General features: G+C 70.6%; 23 protein-coding genes. 12 read left to right on the forward strand and 11 right to left on the reverse strand.

The window, feature by feature from the left end:
* The first annotated feature begins 1 nt into the window (after position 1).
* Genes AB3M34_RS14125 through AB3M34_RS14145 form a run of 5 tightly spaced genes read left to right on the forward strand, consistent with a single transcriptional unit; the run spans position 2 to position 3,690 of the window.
* Entirely contained in the window at positions 2–502 is a 501-nt protein-coding gene (locus AB3M34_RS14125) for an FAS1-like dehydratase domain-containing protein (protein WP_370614787.1), read from the forward strand.
* Positions 499–945 carry a MaoC/PaaZ C-terminal domain-containing protein gene (locus AB3M34_RS14130; protein ID WP_370614789.1) on the forward strand — a complete coding sequence of 149 codons (447 nt, stop codon included), beginning with the start codon at positions 499–501 and terminating at the stop codon, positions 943–945. The genes AB3M34_RS14125 and AB3M34_RS14130 overlap by 4 nt, the downstream gene beginning before the upstream one ends.
* The gene (locus AB3M34_RS14135; protein WP_370614791.1) at positions 942–2,090 is read left to right on the forward strand and encodes an acetyl-CoA acetyltransferase; all 1,149 of its coding nucleotides are present in this window, start codon (positions 942–944) and stop codon (positions 2,088–2,090) included. Before AB3M34_RS14130 ends, AB3M34_RS14135 begins: the two co-directional genes overlap by 4 nt.
* On the forward strand, positions 2,087–2,527 hold the full coding sequence (locus AB3M34_RS14140; protein WP_370614793.1) for a Zn-ribbon domain-containing OB-fold protein: 441 nt from the start codon (positions 2,087–2,089) through the stop codon (positions 2,525–2,527). Before AB3M34_RS14135 ends, AB3M34_RS14140 begins: the two co-directional genes overlap by 4 nt.
* A complete protein-coding gene (locus tag AB3M34_RS14145) occupies positions 2,527–3,690 on the forward strand; it encodes an acyl-CoA dehydrogenase family protein (RefSeq protein WP_370614795.1) in 1,164 nt (387 codons plus the stop codon). Before AB3M34_RS14140 ends, AB3M34_RS14145 begins: the two co-directional genes overlap by 1 nt.
* 11 nt (positions 3,691–3,701) lie before the next feature.
* Here the strand turns inward: AB3M34_RS14145 and AB3M34_RS14150 are convergent, their stop codons facing one another.
* Complete coding sequence (locus tag AB3M34_RS14150) at positions 3,702–4,559, reverse strand: HpcH/HpaI aldolase/citrate lyase family protein (RefSeq protein ID WP_370614797.1); 858 nt, start codon at positions 4,557–4,559, stop codon at positions 3,702–3,704.
* A gap of 135 nt (positions 4,560–4,694) precedes the next feature.
* On the opposite strand from AB3M34_RS14150, the gene AB3M34_RS14155 reads away from it, so the two are divergent.
* The 4 genes from AB3M34_RS14155 to AB3M34_RS14170 are packed head-to-tail and all read left to right on the forward strand — an operon-like array spanning position 4,695 to position 9,740.
* A complete protein-coding gene (locus AB3M34_RS14155) occupies positions 4,695–5,960 on the forward strand; it encodes a CaiB/BaiF CoA transferase family protein (protein WP_370614799.1) in 1,266 nt (421 codons plus the stop codon).
* A 15-nt stretch (positions 5,961–5,975) separates the two neighbouring features.
* Entirely contained in the window at positions 5,976–6,824 is an 849-nt protein-coding gene (locus AB3M34_RS14160) for a cyclase family protein (RefSeq protein ID WP_370614801.1), read from the forward strand.
* Entirely contained in the window at positions 6,817–8,277 is a 1,461-nt protein-coding gene (locus tag AB3M34_RS14165; protein WP_370614803.1) for an MmgE/PrpD family protein, read from the forward strand. Before AB3M34_RS14160 ends, AB3M34_RS14165 begins: the two co-directional genes overlap by 8 nt.
* Positions 8,274–9,740: a dihydroorotase gene (locus AB3M34_RS14170; RefSeq protein ID WP_370614805.1), complete on the forward strand. Its 1,467-nt coding sequence runs from the start codon at positions 8,274–8,276 to the stop codon at positions 9,738–9,740. Before AB3M34_RS14165 ends, AB3M34_RS14170 begins: the two co-directional genes overlap by 4 nt.
* 11 nt (positions 9,741–9,751) lie before the next feature.
* Here AB3M34_RS14170 and AB3M34_RS14175 read toward each other — a convergent pair whose 3' ends face one another.
* Positions 9,752–10,558, reverse strand: a complete 807-nt coding sequence (locus AB3M34_RS14175; RefSeq protein WP_370614806.1) for an IclR family transcriptional regulator — start codon at positions 10,556–10,558, stop codon at positions 9,752–9,754.
* Positions 10,559–10,782: 224 nt separating this feature from the next.
* Here AB3M34_RS14175 and AB3M34_RS14180 point away from each other — a divergent pair, with 224 nt between their 5' ends.
* On the forward strand, positions 10,783–12,333 hold the full coding sequence (locus AB3M34_RS14180; RefSeq protein WP_370614808.1) for a class I adenylate-forming enzyme family protein: 1,551 nt from the start codon (positions 10,783–10,785) through the stop codon (positions 12,331–12,333).
* Here the strand turns inward: AB3M34_RS14180 and AB3M34_RS14185 are convergent.
* A complete protein-coding gene (locus AB3M34_RS14185; protein WP_370614810.1) occupies positions 12,305–12,994 on the reverse strand; it encodes an alpha/beta fold hydrolase in 690 nt (229 codons plus the stop codon). The two genes, AB3M34_RS14180 and AB3M34_RS14185, sit on opposite strands and share 29 nt — an antisense overlap.
* Positions 12,991–13,308: an antibiotic biosynthesis monooxygenase family protein gene (locus AB3M34_RS14190; protein ID WP_370614811.1), complete on the reverse strand. Its 318-nt coding sequence runs from the start codon at positions 13,306–13,308 to the stop codon at positions 12,991–12,993. Before AB3M34_RS14190 ends, AB3M34_RS14185 begins: the two co-directional genes overlap by 4 nt.
* Positions 13,309–13,360: 52 nt before the next feature.
* On the opposite strand from AB3M34_RS14190, the gene AB3M34_RS14195 reads away from it, so the two are divergent.
* Both AB3M34_RS14195 and AB3M34_RS14200 read left to right on the forward strand, forming a co-directional pair.
* Positions 13,361–14,182, forward strand: a complete 822-nt coding sequence (locus AB3M34_RS14195) for a hypothetical protein (protein ID WP_370614813.1) — start codon at positions 13,361–13,363, stop codon at positions 14,180–14,182.
* Positions 14,179–15,042, forward strand: a complete 864-nt coding sequence (locus AB3M34_RS14200; protein ID WP_370614815.1) for an NAD-dependent epimerase/dehydratase family protein — start codon at positions 14,179–14,181, stop codon at positions 15,040–15,042. The genes AB3M34_RS14195 and AB3M34_RS14200 overlap by 4 nt, the downstream gene beginning before the upstream one ends.
* 165 nt (positions 15,043–15,207) lie before the next feature.
* On the opposite strand, the gene AB3M34_RS14205 is transcribed toward AB3M34_RS14200, so the two are convergent.
* The 7 genes from AB3M34_RS14205 to AB3M34_RS14235 form a co-directional block, all read right to left on the reverse strand.
* The gene (locus AB3M34_RS14205; RefSeq protein WP_370614816.1) at positions 15,208–16,443 is read right to left on the reverse strand and encodes a hypothetical protein; all 1,236 of its coding nucleotides are present in this window, start codon (positions 16,441–16,443) and stop codon (positions 15,208–15,210) included.
* Complete coding sequence (locus AB3M34_RS14210; RefSeq protein WP_370614817.1) at positions 16,440–17,048, reverse strand: neocarzinostatin apoprotein domain-containing protein; 609 nt, start codon at positions 17,046–17,048, stop codon at positions 16,440–16,442. Before AB3M34_RS14210 ends, AB3M34_RS14205 begins: the two co-directional genes overlap by 4 nt.
* A gap of 109 nt (positions 17,049–17,157) precedes the next feature.
* Positions 17,158–20,019 carry an ABC transporter permease subunit gene (locus AB3M34_RS14215; RefSeq protein ID WP_370614819.1) on the reverse strand — a complete coding sequence of 954 codons (2,862 nt, stop codon included), beginning with the start codon at positions 20,017–20,019 and terminating at the stop codon, positions 17,158–17,160.
* Positions 20,016–20,801, reverse strand: a complete 786-nt coding sequence (locus AB3M34_RS14220) for an ABC transporter ATP-binding protein (RefSeq protein ID WP_370614820.1) — start codon at positions 20,799–20,801, stop codon at positions 20,016–20,018. The genes AB3M34_RS14215 and AB3M34_RS14220 overlap by 4 nt, the downstream gene beginning before the upstream one ends.
* Entirely contained in the window at positions 20,782–22,164 is a 1,383-nt protein-coding gene (locus AB3M34_RS14225; protein WP_370614822.1) for an ABC transporter substrate-binding protein, read from the reverse strand. The genes AB3M34_RS14220 and AB3M34_RS14225 overlap by 20 nt, the downstream gene beginning before the upstream one ends.
* A gap of 43 nt (positions 22,165–22,207) precedes the next feature.
* On the reverse strand, positions 22,208–23,524 hold the full coding sequence (locus tag AB3M34_RS14230; RefSeq protein ID WP_370614823.1) for a hypothetical protein: 1,317 nt from the start codon (positions 23,522–23,524) through the stop codon (positions 22,208–22,210).
* Complete coding sequence (locus tag AB3M34_RS14235; protein WP_370614824.1) at positions 23,521–24,543, reverse strand: WxL protein peptidoglycan domain-containing protein; 1,023 nt, start codon at positions 24,541–24,543, stop codon at positions 23,521–23,523. Before AB3M34_RS14235 ends, AB3M34_RS14230 begins: the two co-directional genes overlap by 4 nt.
* Positions 24,544–24,579: the final 36 nt, after the last annotated feature.

The following is a 24,579-nucleotide window of genomic DNA, read 5'->3' on the forward strand; positions in this document are numbered from 1 at the left end:
CGTGGGACTGCTGACCGACGAGGTCCGTGCCCTGGTGGGCACGCAGCGCGTCTACACCGCACCAGAGGCGATGGGTGCCGCCGCCGGACGCTACTTCGCCCTCGCGACCGGCGACGACAACCCCCTCTACACCGATGCCGCGTTCGCACGTGAGCACGGCCTGGCCGGGGTGACTCTGCCGCCGACACTGGTCTGCGAGACGAACCAGTACGCGGGGCTGCCTGCGGACGCCGAGGGCTATGCCGGACACACCTGGGGACTGCACCTTCCCGGGACGCGGCAGGTGCGTGGCGGCAACCGGTACGAGTTCGCGCGCCGGATCCGCCCGGACGACGTCGTGACCGCCACCTGGGAGATCACCAGCGCGACCGAGAAGACGAACCGCTCTGGCGCCGACATGCTGGTGGTCGGGTCCACGGCGACCTACACCAACCAGCACGGCGAGCTGCTGGCCGAGAACACCGAGACGATCATCTTCGTCGCGCTGGAGGGTGCAGCATGACCTCGCAGACCGCTCCCCCGGCCGTCGGCGACATAGTGGCGCGGCTGGAGCGGACGATCACCCTGACGGACATGGTCGCCTACGCCGGCGCGACCTGGGACTGGCACCAGCTCCACTACGACACCGCCTATGCGGCAGCGAAGGGCCTGCCGGGTCCGATCGTGGACGGGCAGGTCTTCGGCGCGTACCTGGTCGAGATGCTGCAGGACTGGCTCGGCCCGGACTGCTTCGTCCAGACCCTCGACTTCTCCTTCCGCAACCTCGTCTTCGCCGGCGAGACGGTCCGCTGCACAGGGGAGGTGACGGCCGTCGACGACGACGCGGTCGAGGTGGCGCTGGCCGTCACGATCGTGGGCGTCGACGGTGCCGACGACCGGTTCGCCGTCAAGCCCGCCACAGCACGGGTCCTGCTCGGCACCGCAGACGGGGGCTCGCGCCCGTGAGCACCGGCGTCGCGATCGTCGGGGCAGCCGAGTGCGACCTCGGTGTCACCGGGCTGTCGATCCTGGGCCTCCAGACCCAGGCGGTGAGCCGCGCCCTGGCCGACGCCGGACTCACGCTCGCCGATGTCGACGGGATCGCCACCACCGGCGTGTCGCGGTTCTCTGCGACGCAGCTGGCCGACTACTTCGGGATCGTCCCCACGTGGACGGACTCGACGTTCGCCGGCGGGTCGGCGTTCGAGATGTTCGTCGCCCGCGCCGCCCAGGCCATCGAGGCCGGGCAGTGCACGACGGTGGTGATCTCCTTCGCGTCCAACCAGCGCTCAGCACGCTCGCGCAAGCTCGGTGGCGTCCACGACCCCTGGATCCCCGAGGCACAGTTCGAGGAGCCGTACGACCCGCTCTACCCGTTGTCGTACTACGCGATGGCGGCACGCTCGTACCTGCACCGCTACGGCGGCACCCGCGAGCAGCTCGCAGAGATCGCGGTCGCCGCCCGCGAGTGGGCCCTGCTGAACCCGAAGGCGTTCCGTCACGGCAAAGGCTCTTTGAGCGTCGACGACGTCGTCGGGTCGACGATGATCTCGAGCCCGTTGACCGCGGCCGACTGCTGCCTGGTCACCGACGGCGGCGGAGCCGTCGTGCTCACCTCGCTCGAACGCGCCCGTCATCTGCCGAACAAACCGGTGCAGGTCCTCGGCTACGGCGAACGCACCACCAACACCTCGTTCACCGCCGTCGACGACCTCACCAGTCCGGGCGCGGTCGGCTCCGGCGCCGACGCGTTCGCGCGCGCCGGCATCTCCCCCGCCGACGTCGATGTCCTGGAGGTCTACGACTCCTTCACGATCACGGCAGCGCTCAACGTCGAGGCGCTCGGGTTCTGCGGCCCGGGCGAGGTGTTCGACTACATCGCCGACGGCCGGATCCGCCCGGGCGGCGCACTGCCCCTCAACACCAGCGGCGGTGGTCTCTCGTACTGCCATCCCGGCCAGCTCGGCGTCCTGCTGCTGGTCGAGGCGGTCCGTCAGCTGCGCGGCGAGTGCGGACAGCGCCAGGTCCCCGACGCACAGATCGCCGTCGCCCACGGCACCGGCGGCATCCTCTCCACCCACGCCACCGTCGTCCTGGGAGTCGACCGATGAGCATCGACCGCCCTGGCTGGGTGTCCGGCGACGTGCCGCCCGCCGACGAGGTGACCGCCCCGTACTGGGACGCCACCCGCGAGCACCGCCTCACGGTGCAGGAGTGCACGGCCTGCGGCCACCGGCAGCACCCGCCGCGTGCTGTCTGCACCGGCTGCTCGTCGACGACCACGCTCATCCAGCCCGATGTCGCCGGCACCGGCATCGTCGACACGTTCACGGTGGTCCACCGGCCGCCGCGTGCCGACCTCGACGCACCGTACGCCGTGGCACGCGTCCGTCTCGGCGAAGGCCCGATCGTGCTGACCCGCCTCGAGGGGCGCGCCGACCCTGAGTCCTGGTCGATCGGCGACCGCGTCGAGGTCGTCTGGACCGACCTGCCCGACGGACGGGCACTCCCCTGCTTCCGCCCCAACGACCCGACCGAGGAGTCCTGATGAAGTTCGAGCTCGACGAGGACCAGCGCGAGTTCAAGGCGCTGCTCCGGCAGTTCGTCGACAACGAGATCGTCCCGGTCGCGCGCGACTGGGAGCAGGCGGGCCGCTACCCGACCGAGATCGTCGCGGGCATGGCCGACATGGGACTGTTCGGCATCACGGTGCCCGAGGAGTACGGCGGCCTCGACCTCGACCCGGTCTCCTTCGCACTGGTCTTCGAGGAGATCGCCCGCGGCTGGATGGGCATCGCGGGCATCCTCGGCAGCCACTCGCTGGCGTGCCGCCTGATCGCGATGCACGCCACGGCGGAGCAGAAGCAGAAGTACCTCCCCGACCTCGCCACCGGCACGCGTCGCAGCGGCATCGGCCTGACCGAGCCCGACGCCGGCACCGACCTGCAGGGCATCCGCACGACCGCTCGCCGCGACGGTGACCACTACGTCGTGAACGGCGCCAAGATGTGGATCACGAACGCCCGCTACGCCGACCCGCTCCCGGTGCTGGTCAAGACGGACCCCACGGCCTCCCCGGCCCACAAGGGCATGAGCGTGCTGCTCATCGAGGCGGACACCCCCGGCTTCACTGTCACCAAGGACATCCCGAAGCTCGGCTACAAGGGCACCGAGTCCTGCGAGATCCTCCTCGAGGACGTCCGCGTCCCGGTCAGCCAGCTGGTGGGCGGTGTCGAGGGTCGCGGGATGCAGCAGGTGCTGTCCGCCCTCGAGTGGGGTCGCGTCAACATCGCCGCCCGCTCCGTCGGGATCGCCCAGCGTGCCCACGACGAAGCCCTCGCCTACGCCCAGCAGCGCAAAGCGTTCGGCAAACCCATCGCCGACTTCCAAGCCATCCAGCTCAAGCTCGGCGAGCTCGGCACCCAGGTCCAGGCCGCGCGCCTGATGGCGTACTGGGCCGCCGACGCCGTCCGCACCGGACGCGCCGACGGAGCCACGGGCATGGCCAAGATCTTCTGCTCCGAGGTCGCGCTCCAGGCCGCCATCGACGCGATGAAGGTCCACGGCGGCTACGGCTACTCCACCGAGTTCGAGGTCGAGCGCCTCTACCGCGACGCCATCCTCATGAGCATCGGCGAAGGCACCAACGACATCCTCCGCACCGTCGTCGCCAAGTCGCTCGTCTCGGGCGAGACGGTGATCGGGCGGTGAGCCCGGGCGCCTCAGCGCGCCAGGGCGAGCACGGCACGGGCGCGGCGTACGACCGCTTCGTCGACCATGCGCCCGTCGGGTCCGATGATCACACCGGACCCGGCGGCGACGGCGTCGTCGAAGACGGTGACGAGCGCCCTCGCACTCTCGACCGCCTCGGCGCTCGGCGTGAAGACCTCGTTGGCGACGGCGACCTGCGCCGGGTGGATGCAGGCCCGTCCGACGTATCCGCGCCGCGCCAGGGCACGGGTGCCTTCCGCGAACCGGTCGAGGTCACTGAAGTCCGTCGAGACTGGCGCCACCGGTGCGCTGATCCCGGTGGCTGCGCTGACCAGTACGACCTGGGTGCGGATCGTCGCCCAGTCCGAGTCGTCGGTGCCGTCACCGAACCCGAGGTCGGCGGCCAGGTCGGCCTCCCCGACCTGCAGGCGTACGACGCGCGGGGCGCCGGCGATCGCCCGGGCGTCGAGCAGGGACGCCGCCGACTCGAGCAGCGGGACCACGCCGACGGAGCCGGCAGCGAGACCCTCCCGTGCCTCGGCCTTGCCGAGCGCGGCGTCGATCGCCTCGATCTCCGCACGGGTCTCGGTCTTCGCGACCATCACGCCGGCGAGACCGGGGACGACGACGGAGTCGACGTCGGTCACTCCGAGCGGACCCGCATTCACCCTGACCCACACCTCGACGCCCGCGGTGTCACCGCCGAGCGCTCGCAGCCACGCGGCGACGCCGGCGCGGGCCGACTCCTTGGCAGGCCACGGCACGGCGTCCTCGAGGTCGACGATCACGCCGTCCGCACCGCGGTCCAGGACCTTGGCGAGCTTGTCCGGGGCGTTGCCGGGGACGTAGAGGTACGAGCGAGCGATCACAGGGCGACTCCGCGGCTTGGACGTGCACAAAGTGGAACAGCGTTTCACTGCACGCTAACCGCGCCTTCCCTCCCCCGTCAACGCGACACGGCACCACGCGTTGACCGTCGGGAGACTCGCGCCTACGATTCTGGAATGGCGTTTCGCACAATGGAACACGACTCCTCGAGTCCTCCTCCTGATCCCCAGCACGCGCCGTCGCCGCTGAGCGACGGCCCCCTCACCGGCGTACGCGTCATCGACGCGTCCACGATCCTCGCGGGGCCGCTCTGCTGCCAGATCCTCGGAGACTTCGGCGCCGAGGTGATCAAGATCGAGCACCCCACCGCCGGCGACAGCATGCGCGGCCACGGCGAGAGCAAGGACGGCACGCCGCTGTGGTGGAAGGAGATCGCCCGCAACAAGCAGACGATCGGACTCAGCCTCTCGGCGCCCGAGGGAGCCGAGGTCTTCGCCCGGCTCGTCGCGACCGCCGACGTGGTCGTCGAGAACTTCCGCCCCGGCACCCTCGAGCGTTGGGGTCTGTCCCCCGAGCGCCTGCAGGAGATCAACCCCGGCCTCGTCCTCGTCCGCATCACCGGCTTCGGCCAGCGGGGCCCGTACGCGTCCCGCGCCGGGTTCGGCACCCTCGCGGAGGCGATGAGCGGCTTCGCCCACCTCACCGGCCAGCCCGACGGGCCCCCGACCCTGCCGGCCTTCGGCCTCGCCGACTCGATCTGCGGCATCGCCGCCTCCTCGGCCGTGTCGATGGCCCTCCTCGCGCGCGAGCACAACGGCGGTCAGGGACAGGTCGTCGACATGAGCCTGCTCGAGCCCATCATGGCCGCCGTCGGACCGGGCCCGACCGTCTACCAGCAGCTCGGCACCGTCGGCACCCGCCACGGCAACCGGTCGCACAACAACGCGCCCCGCAACACGTACGAGACCTCGGACGGGCACTGGGTCGCCATCTCCACCAGCGCACAGGCGATCGCCGAGCGCGTCATGCACCTCGTCGGGCACCCCGAGGTGATCGACGAGCCCTGGTTCGCCGCCGGCCACAGCCGAGCGCTCCACGCCGACCTCCTCGACGGCTACGTCGGCGGATGGATCGGCGAGCGCACCCGCGACCAGGTCGTCTCGGCGTTCACCGACGCCGGTGCCGCCGTCGCGCCCGTCTACTCGGCGAAGGACCTCGTCGATGACCCGCACGTGCGCGAGACCGGGATGCTCGTCGAGGTCGATGACCCCGACCTCGGCCCCGTACTGCAGCACAACGTGATGTGGAGGATGTCGCAGACCCCCGGCCGGATCCGGTTCACCGGCCGCGACCTCGGCTCGGACACCGATGCCCTGCTCGCCGACCTCGGCGTCGACCCCGACACCCTTCACGACCTCCGCACCCGCAACGTCGTCCGCTGACCAGATCGAGGACCCATGACTACCGTTCCTCCCACCACCGCCGCACCGTCGCCGCTGCTCGACGCCGTGCGCGCCGGCGTCCGCGTCGTGGACCTCGGCCGCCCGCTCACGGTCGGCATGCCGCAGTCCCCGAACCACCCCGCGTACTGGCACTCGCTCCCCCGCCGCCACGGCGACACGGTGCGCGTCGACGGCGGGTCCGCCGCGAACGACATGATCACGATGGGCACCCACGTCGGGACCCACATCGACGCGCTGGCGCACGTCTCCCACGACGGCAAGCTGTACGGCGGCCTCGACGTCGCCGACGCGCTCGAGGGCGGCCGGTACGCCCGGCTCGGCGCGCACACGATCGCGCCGATGGTGCGCCCGGGCGTCCTCCTCGACGTCCCCTCCGCGCTGGGCGTGGGCCGGCTCGACCCGGGGTACGAGATCACGGTCGCCGACCTCGAGCTGACCGTGGCGCGACAGGGCAGCAAGATCGGTGACGGTGACGTGGTCCTCGTCCGCAGCGGCTGGGGCCAGCACTTCGACGACGGCGCCAAGGAGCTGTACGTCGGCCACGACTCGGGCGTCCCCGGCATCGGAGCGGCCGGAGCCCAGTGGCTCGCCGACCGGGGCGTCCACGCGACCGGCGCGGACACCATCGCCTTCGAGTGCCTTCCCCCGGGCGCCGGTCATGCGACTCTGCCGGCACACCGCGTGCTGCTCGTCGAGAACGGCATCTACATCATCGAGGCGATGGACCTCGAGGAGCTGGCCGTCGCCGGCATCCACGCGTTCGTCTTCGTCCTCTCGCCGCTTCCCTTCTTCGGAGCCACCGGGTCTCCCGTGCGCCCGCTGGCGGTGGTCGCCGGTGAGTGACGCACCCGCGCCGGACACCCTCGGCGCCCAGCTCGCGCGGTTCGCGGTCGACGTGGCGCGCGACGGCGTACCGGACGACGTCGCCGCCAGCACCCGTCAGCGGGTCCTCGACGTCCTGGGCCTGTGCGTCGCCTCCCACCGCCTGGAGACCAGCGCCGCGATCATCGACCACGTCCTCGACCAGGGCGGGCACGAGCAGGCCACCATCGTCGGGGTGCCGCAGCGCGTCACCGCGGCACAGGCCGCCCTCGTCAACGGCGTCCTGGCGCACTCCCTCGACTACGACGACACGCACCTGCCCTCCGTCCTGCACCCCAGCGCCAGCGTGGTGCCGGCCGCTCTCGCCGCGGCCGAGCACGCCGGTGCCGACGGCGCGCTCACCGTGCGCGCGATCGCGGTCGGCCTCGAGGTCGCCGTACGCCTGGGCATGGCCGGCTACGACCAGGAGCTCGGCAACTCGGTGTTCTTCGAGCACGGGCAGCACGCCACGTCGATCACCGGTGCCATGGGCAGTGCGGTCGCGGCGTCGATCATCTACGGCGCAGACGAGAAAGGCGTCCTGGACGCTCTCGGCCTGACCGCGTCGATGGCCTCCGGCATCATCGAGGCGAACCGGACCGGCGGCACGGTCAAGCGCCTGCACTGCGGGCTCGCCGCCCAGGCGGGAGTCACCGCCGCGCAGCTCGCACGCCGAGGCTTCACCGGCCCCCCGACCGTGCTCGAGGGCCGGTTCGGCTTCTTCGAGGCGTGGCTGCACGGACGGTTCTTCCCGGAGGCGGTCACCGACGGCCTCGGCAAGGAGTGGGCGGTCCCCGGGATCTTCTTCAAGCCGTACCCGGCGAACCACTTCACCCACACGTCGATCGACGCCGGGCTGGCTCTGCGCGCCCGCGGCATCAGGGCCGAGGACGTCGCGTCGATCACGATCGGAGCGCCCACCGCCGTCATCCGTACGATCGGTGCGCCGCTGGAGACGAAGCGCGCCCCGCAGACCGGCTACCAGGCCCAGTTCAGCGGACCGTACGCCGTCGTGGCCGGCCTGCTCGGGGGCGGCGGGCTCGGGGTCGGGCTCGACGACTTCACCGACGAGCTGGCTCAGGAGCCACGCCGCCGCGCGTTGATGGCGATCGTCGACGTCGTCCCCGACGAGCGCTGCGACGCGATCTATCCACACCAGTTCCCGGCGGTCGTGACGCTCACGACGACCTCCGGCGACGTCCTGGTGGAGGAGGTCTTCACCAACCGTGGCGGCCCGCAGCGTCCGCTGTCCGACGAGGAGCTCGCCTGCAAGTTCCGCGACAACGTCGCCGGGAGGATCTCACCCGACGTCGCCGACAGCGTCCGACGCGACGTCCTCGGCCTCGATGGCGCCACGGACGTCGCGACACTCATGGCGCGACTCACCCACTTCCAGAGCACCCCCGCCACACCGACCGAGGAGGAGTCCGCATGAGCGACCTCGACCTGATCATCAAGAACGCCGACGTCATGGTGAGCGGCGCGACGGATCCGCGTACGCTCGACATCGGGATCCGCGACGGCAAGATCGCCGTCCTCGCACCTGACCTCCCGGTCGAGCCCGGGGTCGACCTCGTCGACGCCGCGGGGCGTACGGCGTTCCCCGGCGTCGTCGACGCGCACCAGCACTGGGGCATCTACAACCCGCTCCCGGAGGACACCGCGACCGAGAGCCGGGCCTGCGCCCAGGGCGGCGTGACGACGGCGCTCAACTACATGCGTACGGGGCAGTACTACCTCAACAAGGGCGGCTCGTACGCCGACTTCTTCCCGGAGGTTCTCGCCGCCACCGAAGGCCGGTCGATCGTCGACTACGCGTTCCACCTCGCGCCCATGTCGAAGGGCCACATCGACGAGATCCCGGCTCTCGTCAAGGAGCACGGCGTCACGTCGTTCAAGATCTTCATGTTCTACGGGAGCCATGGCCTCCACGGGCGCTCCGAGGACCAGCGCGCGTTCCTCATGACGCCGGAGGGCGAGCGCTACGACCTGGCGCACTTCGAGTTCGTGATGCGCGGCGTGCAGGCGGCCCGCGAGCAGTACCCCGACATGGCCGACCAGATCTCGCTGTCGCTGCACTGCGAGACCGCCGAGATCATGAGTGCGTACACGAAGCTCGTCGAGGAGGACGGGTCGTTGTCGGGCCTTCCCGCCTACAGCGCGTCGCGCCCGCCGCACTCGGAGGGTCTGGCGGTCACCATCGCGTCGTACCTCGCGCACGAGACGGGCCTGCCGACGATCAACCTGCTGCACCTCACCTCGCGCAAGGCCGTCGACGCGGCGGTGCGGATGGCGGAGGCCTTCCCGCACGTCGACTTCCGCCGCGAGGTCACCGTCGGTCACCTGCTCGCGGACTGCGACACCGCCCACGGCATCGGCGGCAAGGTCAACCCGCCGCTGAGGCCCCGGGAGGACGTCGAGGCGCTGTGGGAGCACGTCCTCGCCGGAAACATCGACTGGGTGGTGAGCGACCACGCGTGCTGCCGCGACGAGCAGAAGTTCGGCGAGGACCGCGACGACGTGTTCCTGGCGAAGTCCGGTTTCGGCGGTGCGGAGTACCTCCTGGCCGGGATGATCACCGAGGGCCGCAAGCGCGGGCTCGGCCTCGACCGCATCGCGCGCCTGACGGCCACGAACCCCGCTGAGCGTTACGGCCTCGGAGCGACCAAGGGTGCGATCCGGGTCGGCGCCGACGCCGACATCGCACTGGTCGACATGGGTCACACGTGGACGGTGCGGGCCGAGGACTCCGAGTCGACCCAGGAGTACACGCCCTTCGAGGGTGCCGAGCTCACCGCGAAGGTGACCGACACGTTCGTCCGCGGACGCCAGGTCCTCACCGACGGCGTGATCACCGCGACGAGCGGCGGGCGCTACCTCGCACGGCCGAGCGCCTGATCGTGCCTCGGTCAGCCGGCCCAGCCGAAGCGGCGGGAGAGGACGCCCGCCGTCTCGAGCAGCGCCTCGCGGCACGCGTCGACCTCGCGCTCGAAGCGCTCGGCAGGACCGCACACGCTGAGAACGGCGACCGGGCGTCCGTCGCTGCCCCGCACAGGGGCGGCGACGGACGCCGCTCCGTCCATCCGCTCGCCGTGCGAGTGTGCCCAACCCTGGCGACGAACCTCGGCGAGGTCTGCGCGGAGGGCCTCGGCGTCGACGACCGTGCTGGCCGTGACGGCGTCGAGCGGCGTCTCCTCGAGGTAGGCGTTGACCTCCTCGTCGGGCAGGAATGCCAGGAAGGCCCGCGACGAGGCGCCCGCGTGCAGGGGGTAGGGCTCGCCGATGGTGACCGACATGATGACCTCGCGGTCGGGCGTGACCTGGTCGACGTAGATCCGGCTGTGGTCGCCGAGGAGCACCGACAGCGTCGCGGTCTCGTCGGTGCGCTCGGACAGGTCCTCGAGGAAGGGTCGGCCGACGCGGCGGACGTCGATGCGGTCGAGGTACGTGAGGCCGAGCCGCATGGCGGCGACGCCGAGCGAGTAGCGCCGCGAGCGCTCGTCGAGGTCGACCAGCCCGCGGCTGCGCAGCGACGCGAGGACGCGGTGGACGGCGGCCTTGGACAGGTCGAGGGCGTCGGCGATCTCCGTGACCCCGAGGTCCGGACCAGGACGGTCGGCGAAGAGCAGCAGGATGTCCGCCGCGCGCTCGACCGTCGCGATCGTGGCGCTGCTGCTCGTGGCGCCGTTGTCCGACGTCTTGGTCCTCGGCGGCATCAGGCGGCTCCTTGTGCATCGAACGGGTCGGGAGGCCCCGACCCGGGCGGATCTGTTCTCTCACGAAGTCTGCAGCAGTTGCAAGGCGCATGCGGCTTGACCTGCCGGGACGACGTCGAGCTCGCTCGCACCACATCAGTTTCGTGGACGCGAGCCTACCTATCGCGGAACACTGTTCCGAAACGGCCCTCCTTCAAAAACTGCCCACGTACGAGGTGCTCACCGTGACACTGACAGCTTTCGGCGCTTCCCTGAACATCGCCAACGGCGTCCGCGAGTTCGCTCGCGCCACCCCCGACGCGACCGCCGTCCTCGACGGCAACCGCTCCCTGACCTACCGCGACCTCGGCGAGCGTGCCGCCCGCTGGGCGAACGCGCTCATCGATCTCGAGCTCGGCGATGCCGTGCACGTCGCCGTCTGCGTCGGAAACCGACTCGAGCACCCCGAGATCGCCTGCGGCATCGCGATGGCAGCGATGACGATGATCCCCGTGAACCCTCGCTACACCCCGGGCGAGGCGCGGTTCATCCTCGAGCACGCCGAGGCGCGCGCGGTCGTCGTGGACGGCGCACTGATCGACCTCGTGAGCGAGGCCGCCGCCGACCTCGGCATCGCGGTCGTCGCCATCGACGGAGCGGACGGAGCGATCGACGCAGTGCCCGTTCTCGACTACGAGGGTGCACTCGCCGCCGCGTCGCCGGTGGCACCGGAGCGGACCGTCGACGAGTCGGACCCGTTCTGCATCGCCTACACGTCTGGGACGACCGGTCAGCCGAAGGGCGTGATGATCAGTCACCGGTCCCGGACGCTGACCTTCTACCAGTCGGCAGCCGAGTGGGGCCTGGGCCACGGCCGCGTCTCGCTCGCCGTCGCTCCGATGTACCACGGGGCGGGCTTCGCCTTCGGCTACGCGCCGGTCTTCACCGGCGGCACGGTCGTCATGCTCCCGAAGTGGTCCCCCGAGGAGATGCTGGACCTCGTGGAGCGCCACAGCGTCCAGTCGGTGTTCCTGGTGCCGGCGCACGCCCAGATGCTGCGCGCGCTGGGCGCCGACGCGATCGCGGCCCGCGACCTGAGCACCCTCGACACCCTCTACTTCAACGCTGCGGCGCTGCCCTGGGAGCTCAAGCAGTGGGTGATGGAGACCTTCCCCGGGGTCGCCGTGCACGAGCTGTACGGCTCCACGGAGAGCGGGATCATCACGAACCTCCGACCGGTCGACATGGCTCGCAAGCCCGGCTCGGTCGGCCAGCCGTGGTACATGACGGAGATCCGCGTCGTCGCCGCCGACGGCACGGTCGTCGGGAACGGCGGGACCGGCGAGCTGTTCAGCCGGTCGCCGTACCTCATGCGCGGCTACTTCAAGAACCCGGAGGCCACGGCCTCCTGCACCACCGAGGACGGGTTCGTCACCTGCGGCGACCTCGTGCGCCTCGACGACGAGGGCTACGTGCACATCGTCGGGCGCGTGAGCGACATGATCGTCTCCGGCGGCATCAACGTGTACCCGCGCGAGATCGAGGACGTCCTCGTCACGCATCCCGACGTCGTCGATGCCTGCGTCCTCGGAGCGACGTCGGAGCAGTGGGGCGAGGAGGTCGCGGCCGTCCTGGTGCTGCGTGCGGGCGTCGAGCTCGACGTCGCCTCCCTCGAGGCGTACTGCCGTACCAGGCTGGCCGGGTTCAAGGTGCCGCGACGCTGGTCGGCGATCGAGGTGCTCCCCCGCAACGCCGCCGGGAAGGTCGTCAAGCGGGACGTGCCAGTACCTGCATGAGCGAGCGCGCGACGAGCGCGGGAGCCGTGAGCGGGGCGTCGTGACCGGCGTCGATCAGCGCGTACGGCGTCCCGCGCTCGTCGAGGCGTGAGCGGGTCGTCTCGGACGGGTAGCCGGCAGGCGTGCCACTGCAGAAGACGTACGCCACCGGGACGTCGGAGGCCGGACCCGGCCGCGGGTCCAACGACGGCGCGAACGGGGTCGGGGTCAGGCGGGTCGCGATCCAGGCGGCCGTCTCGGCATCGAGGTCGCCGTCGGCGGCCGGCGGCCGGGCCGGAATCAGCGTGTCTCGCGGCGGCAGGCCCGTCGCGCCGGGCGTCAGGTCGACCGCCCGCTCCCCCACGTCGGGGACGGCGCCGTCGACGAAGACCAGGTGCCTGAGCCGGTCCGGAACCGCGTCGGCGACCGCCCGGGCGACGACGGCGCCCTGGCTGTGGCCGACGAGCACCACGTCGTCGAGGTCCTCGACCTCCAGCAGTCCGACGATCTCGTCGACCCACGACGACAACCCCTGCACGCTCGCGACCCCTGACGCGCGCTCACCCGCGCCGGAGAGGCTCGGCGCGTAGACGTCGTGGCCGGCCGCGACGAGAAGCGGCCGCACCCGGCGCCACGACCACCCTCCGCGGAATGCTCCGTGGACGAGCACGAACGTGGTCACCGGGGGTCCGGCTCGTCGATGACGACCTCCATGAACTCCCGCGGATAGGAGTCGTACGGCTGCAGGTGCTCGTACATCGCCACGAGGTGGTCCCCGTAGTCGGGCGCCTGCGTACAGGCGTCGTAGTCCTCCACGCTGTCGAAGAAGCGGAGGTGCGTGAAGTGGGTCCTGTCCTCGACGCCACGGATCAGTCGCCGTCCGCGGAACCCGGAGTGGTCGCGGAAGAGGACTCCGAACTTCTCCGAGAGCGCGATGTAGGCATCGGCGTGCTCCTCTCCCGGCTTGGTCCATGCCTGGCTCACGACGACGATCATGCAATCCTCCAGAGGTCTCGACTCATAGATCATATATCTTTACACTTCTGTCATGACAAGCAGCAGCTCGCAGACCAAGACCATCCCTGAGTTCCTGGCCGAAGCCCCCGACGTCGACGTTCGCGAGCTCTGGCAGGCGTTCTGGGACATCCTCACCGCCGCCAAGGAGCGCATCACGGAGGTGCTCGACGTCGTGCCGCACGCCAGCAGTGCGGACCTTGAGGCGTGGAGCACCCCGGACGGCTCGTACGAGGGCTCCCTCAACACCTACGCCGGCGACCCCGACAACGGCGCCGAGTGGCTCGTCCACTCGTGGATCGGCAACCGCAGCGCCTCGATCCTCGACATGAACCTCCAGGTGTGGCTCGGCCCGCACATCGACGTACCGCACCTCGTGATCGTGTTCGGCACCATCCCCAACATCTTCCACTTCAGCGATCTCGTGGCGCGCCGCGACATCACGACCGACATCGCGTACCTCGACAAGTACTACGAGCCCGAGAACTCCTCCTGGCTCTCGCTGCGCAGCGACGACCGCTTCACCTGGTCCGTCAGCCACGGCACCTACATGCGCGCCTTCCTCTCGCCGGTGGGCAACTCCTACGTCGCCGCCAGCTCCGACGCCGACATCGTGGACACCCTCCGCAAGGCCGTGGAGGAGCGCGTGGAGACGTGGCTCTCGTGGGTCCAGAACGCAACCCCCGTGCCGCCGGAGGAGCGCGCCGAGCTCCGCAAGCGCGACCACCTCCTGCGCACGTACGGCTACACCCTCGACCCCATGAACGAGCTGTCGAAGAAGTTCCTCGGCGCCGAGCGGGTCGAGGACCTCGTCGCGGTCCGCGCCGGACTGGGGCAGATGCGCGGTGACGCATGAGGGTGCTCGTGATCGGTGCCGGCCTCGTCGGCACAGCCGCCGCGGCGACGCTGCGCGATCGCGGGCACCACGTCACGGGCACCACGACCACCCCGGCGAAGGTGGACGGCCTGAGCACCCTCTTCGACGAGGTGGTCGTGCTCCGCGGAGCTGATCGCGAGGCCGTCCACGCACACGTCTCCGAGGCCGACGCCGTCGTCGTGACGGCCGGGCCCTCGGCCGCACGCGCGATGACGCCCGAGGACCGCGCCGCGACGTACCACGAGATCCTCGTCGCGACGGCCGAGAGCGTGACGTCGGCCCCCGGCTCACCGCACCTGGTCGCACTCTCCTCACTCTCGGTCTACGGTGACGCGAGCGACCATCTCGACGCGGTCACCGAGGACTCTCCGGTGACGACGTCGAGCGATCCGAGCCCGAGCCGCTTCCTCGCGATGGAGGCGACCTATCTGGACGCCGCCGGCGACCGTGCGACGGTGTTCCGCTGCGGCGACATCTTCGGTGCAGACGATCCGCCGATCGAGACGAAGGTCGCGATGGCCCACCAGTACCTCGGCGGCTCGGTCCCGTTCGGGGCCGACGCGCTCTTCTACCGGCTGTCGGTCGACGACGCCGCCGACGCCATCGTGCATGCCGTCGAGAACCGCACCGTGGGTCTCTTCAACCTCACCCACCCCGAGCTGCCACCCCGCAACGGCGAGATCTTCGACGTGATCGGCGCCAGTCAGGGCCTGCCCGGCCTGACCTACCGTGGCGAGATCGCCGCACCGTCCGCACCGATCTCGGTGGCGCGGCTCGCCGACACCGGGTTCGTCGCACGGCGGTCGTACGTCGCTCACCCCCTGCTCGAGCAGGTCTGAGCACTCACTCGCGCACCTGACGACACGTTGCCCCGACGGGAGGTCCCGTCGGGGCTTCGTCATGTCGTCACGTCGTCAAGCGGGAGCAGGTGCACAGAGGCGGACTCCCTGACGTTGACAGGTACGCAGGGAGCCCGCCGTTCGTGGGGCGTCGGTGGCCGAGGATCAGCCGCCCGACACCGTTCGTCGACGCGCGGGTACGAGCACGAGGCCCGCGGCGCCCATCATCAGCAGGGCGCTCGCCACCAGCGCGATCACGGGAAGCGCGTCGGTGCCACCGGTCTTCGGCAGCTGCTCGCCGCCGGTGTCACCGCCACCACCACCGCCACCGCCGGGCGGATCGTCTCCGTCCTCGGGAGCCTCGTCACCGACGACGAGCTTCGAGAGCTCTCCGTCACCGGTGCACTCCGCTCCGATCCCTGCGGACGGGAAGTCGAACGTGAAAGACTTGCCCGACACGTCGAGCTCGTCACCGCTCGCCTTCACGGAGCCCGTGAGCGTCGGGACCTTGACCTCGGCCTTCGCCGCCGCGTCGACCGTGCTGGTCGCCTTGAGCGTCGTCGCCGTACCCCCGACCGTGAGACCGAGGGTGAAGTCCATCGAGCCGTTGATCGGGACGGGAGACATGCCGGGCAGATCGCTCATCGTCGCCTGCAGCGCGACCGGGTCGCCGTCCTTCGCGCGGTAGCCGGACACCGACATCTCCGCCGGATACTCGAACTTCGAGCCGAGGCTCAGGGTGCACGCGAAGTTCACCGTGCCCGTGGCCGGTTCGCCTTCCTTCGAGGTGGGTGCCGGAGTCGTAGGAACGGCGGTCGTCGGAGCGGTCGTCGGCGGCGCAGTCGTCGGAGCGGTCGTCGGCGGTGGCGTCTCGTCGCCCACGGTGAGTGTCGAGAGCGCGAGGTCGGCCGGGCAGTCGGCCCGCAGTGTCAGGATCGGGAAGTTGAAGGTGAACTTCTTGACCTTGATCTCGAGGTCCGACGCGTCTGAATCGATCTCTCCCGTCATGGTCGGAACGGGGACCGGCGCGTTCGCGGCGGCCGTCGGCTTTCCCCCGCCGGTGAGGGTGACGGCCGCGCCCTCGACCTCGAGGTCGAGGGTCACGTCCATCTGGTAGTTCTGAATCGGCGCCGGTGAGAGACCAGGCATGTCGTTGAGGTCTGCGGTCAGCGTGACGGGGTCGCCCTCGGCGGCACGGTAGCCCGAGATCTCGACCTCGATCGGGTAGTCGAAGGGCCGGTTCACGAAGCCCGACAGCTGGCACGTGAGCGTCGCCTCCCCGGTCGCCGGCGTGCCCGCTGCTGCCGACGCCGGCGCGGCGACGACAGCGAGGGACGCCGATGCCAGGAGTGTGGCGCCCACGACGCGTGCGAGAGCGCGGACGCGCCCGGGCGCCCTCACGCGCTCGCTCCGCCGCGGCGTCGTGACGGCATGCCGACCAGCAGTGCGAGGCCCGGGAGCACCAGTGCCGAGGCGGCCAGCAGCAGCACCGGCAGGCTGTCCATGCCGCCCGTCTTGGGGAGGTCACCGGCCGTGTTCGTCTCCGGCGCGACGGCCTGCGTCGGCTCCGGGGCCGGCGCGGCCTCGGTGGGAGCCGGGTCAGCGACCGGTGCCGCAGCGCCGAACTCCAGCACGACGTCCACGGTGTTGGCGGAGACCACGGCCGCAGAGTTGTTCGTCGGCAGCGGTGCCGCACCGATCACGCACTTCTGCTTGGTGCAGTCGACCGAACCGAACTTCTCCTTCATCTTCAGCGTGACGGCCTTGAAGCTGCCGCTGGCGTCCGCGTTCACGAACGTCGCGCCCGTCGCGGTGTTGCAGTCGGCGGGTCCGGTGTAGCCGGTCTTGCACTGGCCGACGGCGATCGACTTGAGATTGGGAGCAAAGCCGGTCCCCGAGACGGTGATCGACGCTCCGTCCGTCAGGCCCGAGGTCTTGCTGACATCGATCTTGGGTGCCGCGGACGCCGCAGGCGCACAGATCAGCATCACGAGTCCGAGCGCCATGGCACAAGCCAGGGCACGGAGGGCGGACGGTAGCTTCGGGGTCATCTGCATCGTTCTCCGGGTGCGGTGATGGACGGGCGGGCGGTGGGCTGGAGTAGTTCGGCGGCTGTCATGGCGTCCCCGCGGGCAGCGGCGTGACGGGCGCGAGATGCGAACCGGACCGCTCGATGGCGGCATGGTCGGAGCCGAGGTAGGAGCTGATGACCTCGGGGTGGCTGCGGACCTCGTCCGGCGTGCCGGAGGCGACGAGGCGTCCGAGGTTCATCGCGACCATCCGGTCGCACAGCCGACTGAGCAGCGGCAGGTCGTGCTCGATGACGACCATCGCCGTGCCGAGCTCGCGCCGGACGTCGAGCAGCAGGTCACCGAGCGCCTCGCACTCGTTCTGGGCGATGCCGGCCGACGGCTCGTCGAGGAGCAGGACCCGCGGCTCCAGGGCGAGCAGGCAGGTGAGCTCCACCACGCGGCGGGTGCCGGTCGACAGCTCGGCGATGGTGCGCCCCGCGAACGGCCCCAGACCCATCCGGTCGATGAGCTCGTCGGCGCGGTTCGCCTTGAGCCGGTCCGGGAACGGCGTGCCCAACGCGGCCACCGCGAGGCGGCTCGGGTGGGTGCGCTCCCCCGCAACCATGACGGTCTCCCGCACGGTCATCGTCGGGAACAACGCCGCGTCCTGGAAGGAGCGGACGAGACCGGCGGTCGCTCGGTGCTCCGGGGTCGCCTTCGTCATGTCTCGGTCCGCGAAGAAGATGGCGCCGGTGTCCGGTGCTGTGAACCCGGCGATGATCTCGAACAGGGTCGTCTTGCCGGCGCCGTTCGGTCCGATCACGCCGACGATCTCTCCGGGTCCTACCTCGAGGTCGACGTGGTCCACCGCGACGACGCCACCGAAGTGCCGGCTGATGTCGTTCACGACCAGCAGCGGCGTCGCACCCGGGCCGGCTTCGAGGTCTTGGGTGTCGGGCGTGAAGAGCCCGTCGAGCTGGGCCGAGCGCTGCAGCGGTGAACGCTGCGTGACGTCGGGCTCGGTCCGCACCGCAGCGGGGTCCAGCCCGGCACGAGCGGCCAGCCAGTCGTACCAGCGGTCGCGCATCCTCATGCCGATCCCGCCCAGGCCGTCAGGCAGCAGGACGACGACGAGGAGCCAGCCGAGGGCCAAGGCCGCCTGGCCGGGGATGCCCAGGATGACGAGCCCCGGGAGTCCGACGATGATGAGCGCTCCGACGAGCGGACCGATGACCAGGCCGAGCCCGCCCACCACGGTCAGCGCGACGACGTCGATGCTCGCGGTCGCCGGGAACGAGTTGACGGTGAGCGTCATCTGGCCGTGGCCGATCACCACACCACCGAGACCGGCAATCGCACCGGAGACGGCGTAGAGCTGCAGCTTGCGCATCGTCCGAGGAACGGTGAACGCGCGAGCGGCGTCCTCGTTGTCCCGGAGGGCCTGCAGGGATCGGCCGAAGCCGCTGCGCCAGAGGTTGGCGCACACGAACACACCGAGCGCGAGCATGAGGATCGCGAACAGGTAGTAGTCGCGCGCCAGGTTCATCGGATATCCGAACCAGGTCGGCTTCGCGGGCGAGATCCCGTCGCCGAGGAAGATGTCGAGCCGCAGGACCCAGGCCGTCGTGGCCAGCGCGAAGGCCAGGGTCGACACAGCGAGCGCCAGCCCCTTGAGCCGCAGTGCCGGGATGCCGACGAGCGCCGAGACGACCGCAGCCACCGCGACGCCGCCGAGGATGCCCAGGACGAAGTTTCCCGACGAGTTCGCGAGGTGCGCCGAGACTGCTGCGCCGATCCCGGCGTACGCGAACTGACCGAGCGAGAGCTGACCGGCGACGCCTGTGATGAGTCCGACGCTGAGGCCGACGATCGCGAAACCCGCGACGCTGGTCAGCACCGAGGCCGTCTCGTTGCTGACGAGGTAGGCGAGAGCGACCGCGACCGTCACCGAGCCGATCACGACCACGGGCGGGGTGAGACGGATCGCACGCACCGCCTTGTAGGCGGCTGGGACCGGAGGGGAACCGACACGGCGCCAGCCGCCGCGCTCCGTGTCAGCGCGACCGAGGGTCGGCTGGCGCAGCAGCGCGACGACGATGACGATCCCGATCACCACCGGCACGAGGCCACGCGTGTCGGGGTTGGAGAGAAGGATCTGCTCGAGGACGCCGATCGCGATCGACGCCCAGAACGCGATGGGGATCGACGTCATGCGGGCGATCACGGCACCGGCGAGGCCCTTGAGGAGCAGGTCCGGGCCGAGCGTCTCGATCGACTGGCCCGCCGTGGTCGGGGTTACCAGAATGGCGGACAGCGCCGCGATGCCGCCAGCGATCGCCCAGGCGTACGACGCCATGCGCGGTGCACGGATGCCCTCGAGCGCGGCAGTGTCCGCAGAGTCGGCCGCCGCGCGGATCGCGAGACCCTGCCGGGTTCGCCGCAGGAACCACGCGAGACCGAGAAGCACGGCCGGGGCGAGCAGAAGCATCGCGAGGTACGACGGCCCGACCGGGGTCGTGCCGAGCGTGAACGACGGCAGGAACGGGGGCTCGGGGAACGTGAAGCCGCTGACGCCGTCGCTGTTGACCAGCAGCGCCATGATCAAGATGAACTGGGACAGGCCGAGCGTCGCGATCATGCCGATGAGGCTCGGACGGCCTGCGAGCCGGCGCACAACGCCCACCTCGATGCCCCCGGCGAGCAGTGCCGCGACGGCGATCGCGACGGGGAACGCCACGAAGTAGGGGGTGCCCCAGTCGACCACGAGCAGACCGAGGACAGATGCCCCGAACGCACCGATCGAGCCGTGCGCGAAGTTGACGAACTTGCTCGACCGGTAGACGAGGACGAGGCCGACCGCGAGCATCCCGTACGTGAGACCGGTGAAGACACCGATGATGAGCCGGTCGATGCCGATCTGGAAGCCCATCACGTCCATCGCCAGGACCGCCTCCGTGGCACTCATGCCGTCACCGCCGTGGTGTGGCCGCCGAGCATGAGGTCACGCACCCGGTCGGGGTCCGCGGCGAGGTCGCCCGCGGACTCGCAGGCGACGATCTCGCCCTTCTCCATGAAGTAGGCGCGATCCACGAGCGACAGCGCGACGTTGACGGACTGCTCGACGAGCAGCACCGCCGTACCGCGCTCGTTGAGGCGCCGGACGAGCTCGATCAGGCCACCGACGACCACCGGCGCGAGACCGAGCGAGAACTCGTCGACGACGAGGACCCGGGGGTCCTGCACGATCGCCTTGGCGAGGGCGAGCATCTGACGTTCGCCACCGGACAGCGTGGATGCCGGCTGGTCACGCCGGGCGTACAACCGGGGAAACACGGCGAGCGCAGCATCGACGGCCTCCTGTGCCCACACGCGGTCCTCGATCGTGTAGGCGTGCATGCGCAGGTTCTCGGTGACCGTCAGTGAGCTGAAGGTCGCCTGGCCGACGACCTGCCCGAGCCCGCGGGCGATGCGCTCGCGGGTCGGGGCCGACGTGACGTCGACGCCGCCCAGGCGGACCACTCCCGCGTCGGGACGCAGCAGCCCGGCGACGACCTTGAGCGTCGTGCTCTTGCCGACGCCGTTGGGACCGAGCAGCGCGACCATCTCGCCCTCCTCGACGACCAGGCCGGCGTCGAAGAGCACCTGCACCTGACCGTACGAGCACTGGATGCCCTCGACCGACAGGGCGGGCGCTCCGGCGCGCGGCGCGAGGATGCCGAGGCCGGCGTCACGACGTCGGGAAATCAACGTCGCCTCCCTCGTACACGAAGCAGCCGCAGGAGTCGTCGAACCTGATGACCCGGTAGGCACCGGAAGCAGCCTGCTTGCCGGGACCGAGGGCACCGGTGAAGCCGGTCGCAGGGACGAAGGCGGAGCCGAGACTCTCGACCGCCGCACCCCACGCACCGGCGTTGAAGTCGTCGGTCAGCTCGGTCGCACCGGCCTGCAGGAGCAGCGCGGCGTCGCAGTACGGGAGGGCGACGCGCGCCGCCTCACGCGACTCGAAGCTGATCCCCGCCTCGGAGTAGATGTCGATGCACTTCTTCTCCGCATCGGTGCCTGGGAAGGCCAGCTGGGCGTCCCCGACCTCCTGCGACGGCGCGAAGCCGACGCCGACCATGCCCTTCAAGATGCTGGCAGGCAGCATGTCGGGGTTGTTCACGAAGAAGGCCGGGTTGTCGAAGGTCGACACCGCGTATCGCGCCTTGAACTCCTGCGTGGTGGCCTGCGTGGCGAAGATGGACGCCAGTCGTGCGCCGCCGAGGAACATCACACGGTCGATCCCGGCGGACCGGAAGGTCACCGCGCCCTGGCCGGTGCCCATGAAGAGGCTGCCCTGGTCGGTCGTGTCGACCCAGGCGACCTCGGGCTTGACGCCGGCGTCCTCGAGCAGCGGGATCGCCAGCTCCTCCATGGTCGTGCGGTTGATGGCGTTGTCAGCGGCGACGACGCCGACCTGCTTGCGCCCCTTGAAGAAGCCCTGCTCCGAGAGCGTCTGGACGTACGCGCGGACGAAGCCGTCGTACGACGGGTAGCTCGCGGACCACAGGTAGGGATAGTGCTTCTTGTACGTCGCGTCATCCGTCGCGACCAGCGTCGCGTCGAGGACGAGCGTCTTCTCCATCGCGTAGCAGGGGCGCGCGTTGTCCTGGAACTGTCCGGTGAGCACCACCGCGAACGCCTTGTCGTCCTGCACGACCTGCTTGCACAGCTGTTCCTCGGCGGCCGGTGAGTCCTTCTGGGCGTCGTACAGCCGGAAGACGGCGTCGAGCTTGCGACCGCCGACACCGCCGTTGGCATTGACCCAGGTCTCGAGGGCCTCGACCTGCTTCTCGGGATCGCCCGCGTTGGCCGTCTTGAATCCCGTGACTCCCTTGACCGCCTCGAGGTCCACCCCGACGAAGACCACCTTCACGGACTCGTCGGTGACGCCGGGTCCGACGCCGGTCATCGCGACCGCTCCGCCGGATCCACCGCCATCGCCGACCACGCTTCCCGGCATCACGCTGCCGCAGCCCGCGAGAGCGAGTGCGAAGACGGCGAGCGCGGCCGTCGCGCGGATCACCAGTGATTGGTCCGCGAAGCGTTCGAGAGGGCTCAGGTGCCGCATGCGTTCTCCGTCCCGGGTGGATTGGCGGCTAGAATATACGATATTAGGAGTGCTGGGAAGATCGTTTGTCCCGCCGATCCAGCCAGGTGTCGACGGCATCGACGTCGACCACCGAGTCAGCGACGGCACTGGTTGACGCCCCTGCTCCTCCGTCGGCGCCGGCGTGGTCGGCCACCACGCCGGGGTGACGGCGCTGCAGCCAGGCGTCGAGCGCCGCCAGATCGATCACCGACGCGCCGCCTGGCTCGGCCGAGCCGCCAGCAGACCCGATCGACGTCCCGAGGGCGACACCGGCGGCCAGCGCCGCGGGATCGTGGAGCAGGGTCTCCAGGTCGCGCTGCTCGAGCCGACCGTCGAGCCTCTTGATGAGGCCGGATCGTCCGACGGCCTTCGGGCTGACGAGGAACCCTCCGAGCGCGTCGACGTACACGACGTCGGGCAGCGGGTAGGGAGAGCTGGTGAGTGCTGCCTTCGACTGCGCGTCGAGGGCCGGACGTGCCTTGATCACGTCGCGGCGGTGCTTGATCGCCCAGGCGAGCAGCAGGACCATCAGCAGGTTGATCGCGACGAGGCCCCACGGGTACGCGCCCCAGGTGGTCTGGAAGAGCGCGCCGGTCTCGCCCTCGCCGATCGATCCGACGACGTGGTACGTGCCGAAGGCCGCGAACGGCAGCTCGATCTTGGACTCGATCGTCGCGCTCTGCAACGGCTCGACCGTGATGTCGCGCTTGAGGACGACGTCGGGCTTCTGGAGGTCGGACTTCCCGACGCCGAGCGCGATCTCGGGGTTGTACGCCGCAGCCGTGCCTCGGTTCTCGACCTCGACGACAAGGCGGCGGGCCGGTGCGAAGCCGAAGAACCCGGCGAGGCCGCCGCTGCCCTCGAGGTGGGCGTTGGTCACGACCAGGTCGGCCGCCGGGAGCACGGCGGCGGGCGGGGTGCCGACCGCGTGCCCGGTGACGACGAACGGGGCGTCGACCGCGAGCGCGGGCCCGGTGTACGAGGCGACCCGCACGACGCAGGGGCACGGTCGAGGCGGGTTGCCCACCACGAGGTCGATGTCGAGCTGGCCGTCGACGTTGGTCACGGCGAGCGCGGCGGCACTCTGGTCGCACGCGGCCGATCCGCCGATGGCGAGGTCTCCGCAGACGAGTGCCTGCACCTGGGTGAGTGGCGGCCAGCCCTCGCCCTTGACCTGGACGTTGGCGCCCGACCTGCCCTCGCCGGGCGTGACCGTGGCCGTCAGGCCCGTGCCGGCAGGGGCGGTGTCGTCAGCCGTCGCCGAGGACCATGCCCCCACGTAGGCGCCGAGCAGCGCGACGAGAGCGAGGACGACAGCGGCTCGCTTGCCCGCCCTCACCGGCCGGCCGCGATCGTGAGCTTCGGAGCGGTCGCGACCGCGGCGAACGCCTTGCGTCGGGCAGCACGGCGCCGCAGCCACCACCACACTCCCCCGATGACGAGAGCGAGCAGCATCGCCGTCACGAGCCAGGGCACGACCCAGACGGTCGTCGACTCCGAGTGCTTGGTGCCCTCGGGGGTCGCCATGGTGACCTTCGCGGTGACCCGGTCGACGGCACCGACGCCCTCGACCTTCTCGCGAAGCTTCACCGTCGCCCCCGGCAGCAGGTCGACGATCTGACCGGTCTCGACCGACGACAGCTCACGCCCGAACAGGCCCGTGAGAGTGATGGCGGCGCTCGGCGAGAGGCGGAGGTTGCCGGTGTTCTTGACGGTGTACGAGACCGTGCCCTTGCCGGCACCGGACCACGGGAAGACCCCTCGGTCGTGCTCGAGCTGGACGTCGGTCACCTTCAGGGCGGGCATCGTCGGCCCTGCGACCCGCAGGTAGAGGCGCGAGGCGACCGCGCGCTGGATGCCGACGTCGATGCCGCCGGACTCGGTGGTGGCCTCGACCGCGCCGTTCAGAGCGACGAGTCCGCCGACGTGGTCGCCGGGAGTCGCGTTCGCAGGGATCTGGATCGTGATCGGTACGTCGACCTGGGTCCGGCCGACGACCTTCACGGTCTGGACGGGAACCTTGATCCACGCGCCGACGTCGGTCTGCGGCTGGTCGAGAGGGCGCAGCGCGAAGAACCCGCCCCGCTCGGTGTTGTAGCCGTCTGCTCCGTAGATCGAGAAGGTCAGCGGCTTCTTGGTGAAGTTCCGGATGCGGACCTTGTCCGTCAGCGTGGTCCCGGGCGCGCCCTCGAGGACGAAGTAGCTGCGCGGGGTCGGCGAGGACGAGTCGGCGGGAGTAGGGGTGACCGACCAGGCGCCGTTGTCGGCGGCATGCGCAGGCGACGGCAGCAGGGCCGTCGCCGAAGTCAGCATGAGAAGGGCGATGAGAGATCGCGCGAGGCGCGTCGCGAGGGTCATCGGAAGCTCCCGGTCGGAGGGGTCGGAACCGCCGGA

The sequence above is a fragment of the Mumia sp. Pv4-285 genome (genome assembly GCF_041320275.1).
GTDB lineage: Bacteria > Actinomycetota > Actinomycetes > Propionibacteriales > Nocardioidaceae > Mumia > Mumia qirimensis.

Excerpts from the sequence above, each read along its gene's own strand:
- AB3M34_RS14140 (WP_370614793.1), top strand. The coding sequence starts at position 2,087 with ATGAGCATCGACCGCCCTGGCTGGGTGTCCGGCGACGTGCCGCCCGCC.
- AB3M34_RS14155 (WP_370614799.1), top strand. The coding sequence starts at position 4,695 with ATGGCGTTTCGCACAATGGAACACGACTCCTCGAGTCCTCCTCCTGAT.
- AB3M34_RS14195 (WP_370614813.1), top strand. The coding sequence starts at position 13,361 with ATGACAAGCAGCAGCTCGCAGACCAAGACCATCCCTGAGTTCCTGGCC.
- AB3M34_RS14190 (WP_370614811.1), bottom strand. The coding sequence starts at position 13,308 with ATGATCGTCGTCGTGAGCCAGGCATGGACCAAGCCGGGAGAGGAGCAC.
- AB3M34_RS14235 (WP_370614824.1), bottom strand. The coding sequence starts at position 24,543 with ATGACCCTCGCGACGCGCCTCGCGCGATCTCTCATCGCCCTTCTCATG.
- AB3M34_RS14215 (WP_370614819.1), bottom strand. The coding sequence starts at position 20,019 with ATGAGTGCCACGGAGGCGGTCCTGGCGATGGACGTGATGGGCTTCCAG.
- AB3M34_RS14175 (WP_370614806.1), bottom strand. The coding sequence starts at position 10,558 with ATGCCGCCGAGGACCAAGACGTCGGACAACGGCGCCACGAGCAGCAGC.
- AB3M34_RS14145 (WP_370614795.1), top strand. The coding sequence starts at position 2,527 with ATGAAGTTCGAGCTCGACGAGGACCAGCGCGAGTTCAAGGCGCTGCTC.
- AB3M34_RS14170 (WP_370614805.1), top strand. The coding sequence starts at position 8,274 with ATGAGCGACCTCGACCTGATCATCAAGAACGCCGACGTCATGGTGAGC.
- AB3M34_RS14160 (WP_370614801.1), top strand. The coding sequence starts at position 5,976 with ATGACTACCGTTCCTCCCACCACCGCCGCACCGTCGCCGCTGCTCGAC.
- AB3M34_RS14225 (WP_370614822.1), bottom strand. The coding sequence starts at position 22,164 with ATGCGGCACCTGAGCCCTCTCGAACGCTTCGCGGACCAATCACTGGTG.
- AB3M34_RS14130 (WP_370614789.1), top strand. The coding sequence starts at position 499 with ATGACCTCGCAGACCGCTCCCCCGGCCGTCGGCGACATAGTGGCGCGG.
- AB3M34_RS14200 (WP_370614815.1), top strand. The coding sequence starts at position 14,179 with ATGAGGGTGCTCGTGATCGGTGCCGGCCTCGTCGGCACAGCCGCCGCG.
- AB3M34_RS14210 (WP_370614817.1), bottom strand. The coding sequence starts at position 17,048 with ATGGCGCTCGGACTCGTGATGCTGATCTGTGCGCCTGCGGCGTCCGCG.